Origin of the sequence: Rhizobium sp. SG_E_25_P2 (assembly GCF_029892285.1) — a bacterium.
GTDB lineage: Bacteria > Pseudomonadota > Alphaproteobacteria > Rhizobiales > Rhizobiaceae > Rhizobium_E.
In genome coordinates this window covers 1-2500 of sequence record NZ_JARXVM010000033.1, presented here as the reverse complement: position 1 = coordinate 2500, position 2500 = coordinate 1, and the positions used below count along the sequence as shown (strand labels likewise).

General features: G+C 53.5%; 1 rRNA gene (cut by a window edge). It reads left to right on the top strand.

The features are described 5' to 3' along the window. A 23S ribosomal RNA gene (locus M2360_RS26685) occupies positions 1-2480 on the top strand; it begins 313 nt to the left of the window's first position. The last annotated feature ends 20 nt before the right edge of the window (positions 2481-2500 follow it).

The window sequence follows — 2500 nt, the reverse complement described above, 5'->3', positions numbered from 1 at the left end:
GGCCAGTGGCATTGAGCAATAAAGTCGAACAGGATGGAAAGCCTGGCAAGAATGGGTGATAGCCCCGTAGACGTAGAACACTCAATGTCCTTGAGTAGGGCGGGGCACGTGAAACCCTGTCTGAACATGGGGAGACCACTCTCCAAGCCTAAGTACTCGTGCATGACCGATAGCGAACCAGTACCGTGAGGGAAAGGTGAAAAGCACCCCGACGAGGGGAGTGAAATAGAACCTGAAACCGGTTGCCTACAAACAGTGGAAGGCCGAAAGGCTAACTGCGTACCTTTTGTATAATGGGTCAACGACTTAGTGTAACTAGCAAGCTTAAGCCGGTAGGTGTAGGCGCAGCGAAAGCGAGTCTGAACAGGGCGTTCAGTTAGTTGCATTAGACCCGAAACCAGGTGATCTAGCCATGAGCAGGCTGAAGGTTGGGTAACACCAACTGGAGGGCCGAACCCGCATCTGTTGCAATAGATTGGGATGACTTGTGGCTAGGGGTGAAAGGCCAATCAAACCTGGAGATAGCTGGTTCTCCGCGAAATCTATTTAGGTAGAGCGTCGATCGAATACCCCGGGGGGTAGAGCACTGGATGGGCTATGGGGACTCACCGTCTTACTGATCCTAACCAAACTCCGAATACCCGGGAGTACTAATCGGCAGACACACGGCGGGTGCTAACGTCCGTCGTGAAAAGGGCAACAACCCTAACCTCCAGCTAAGGTCCCCAAGTCATGGCTAAGTGGGAAAGGATGTGAGGATCCCAAAACAACCAGGATGTTGGCTTAGAAGCAGCCATCATTTAAAGAAAGCGTAACAGCTCACTGGTCTAGTCAAGGGTCTTTGCGCCGAAAATGTAACGGGGCTCAAGCCATGCACCGAAGCTGAGGATGTGGATTTATCCACGTGGTAGCGGAGCGTTCCGTAAGCCTGTGAAGGGAGACCCGTGAGGGCTCCTGGAGGTATCGGAAGTGCGAATGTTGACATGAGTAACGATAAAGGGAGTGAGAGACTCCCTCGCCGAAAGACCAAGGGTTCCTGCTTAAAGTTAATCTGAGCAGGGTTAGCCGGCCCCTAAGATGAGGCGGAAACGCGTAGTCGATGGGAACCACGTTAATAATCGTGGGCCTGGCGGTAGTGACGGATCGCGTAACTTGTACAATCTTACTGGATTGATTGTGCAGGGAAGCGGTTCCAGGAAATAGCTCCGCCATTATAGACCGTACCCGAAACCGACACAGGTGGTCAGGTAGAGCATACCAAGGCGCTTGAGAGAACTGCGTTGAAGGAACTCGGCAAATTGCACGCGTAACTTCGGAAGAAGCGTGACCCCTTTCTACGCAAGTATTGAGGGGTGGCACAGACCAGGGGGTAGCGACTGTTTATCAAAAACACAGGGCTCTGCGAAGTCGCAAGACGACGTATAGGGTCTGACGCCTGCCCGGTGCTGGAAGGTTAAGAGGAGAGGTGCAAGCTTTGAATCGAAGCCCCAGTAAACGGCGGCCGTAACTATAACGGTCCTAAGGTAGCGAAATTCCTTGTCGGGTAAGTTCCGACCTGCACGAATGGCGTAACGACTTCCCCGCTGTCTCCAACGCAGACTCAGTGAAATTGAATTCCCCGTGAAGATGCGGGGTTCCTGCGGTCAGACGGAAAGACCCCGTGCACCTTTACTATAGCTTTACACTGGCATTCGCCAAGGCATGTGTAGGATAGGTGGTAGGCTTTGAAGCAGGGACGCCAGTCTTTGTGGAGCCATCCTTGAAATACCACCCTTATCTTCGTGGATGTCTAACCGCGATCCGTCATCCGGGTCCGGGACAGTGTATGGTGGGTAGTTTGACTGGGGCGGTCGCCTCCGAAAGAGTAACGGAGGCGCGCGATGGTGGGCTCAGACCGGTCGGAAATCGGTCGTCGAGTGCAATGGCATAAGCCCGCCTGACTGCGAGACTGACAAGTCGAGCAGAGACGAAAGTCGGTCATAGTGATCCGGTGGTCCCGCGTGGAAGGGCCATCGCTCAACGGATAAAAGGTACGCCGGGGATAACAGGCTGATGACCCCCAAGAGTCCATATCGACGGGGTTGTTTGGCACCTCGATGTCGACTCATCGCATCCTGGGGCTGGAGCAGGTCCCAAGGGTATGGCTGTTCGCCATTTAAAGCGGTACGTGAGTTGGGTTCAGAACGTCGTGAGACAGTTCGGTCCCTATCTGCCGTGGGTGTAGGAATATTGACAGGATCTGTCCCTAGTACGAGAGGACCGGGATGGACGTATCTCTGGTGGATCTGTTGTCGCGCCAGCGGCATAGCAGAGTAGCTATATACGGAAGGGATAACCGCTGAAGGCATCTAAGCGGGAAACCCACCTGAAAACGAGTGTTCCCTGAGAGCCGTGGAAGACGACCACGTTGATAGGACGGGTGTGGAAGCAAGGCAACTTGTGAAGCTTACCGTTACTAATAGCTCGATAGACTTGATCGTTCCCATTGCCAATGATCATC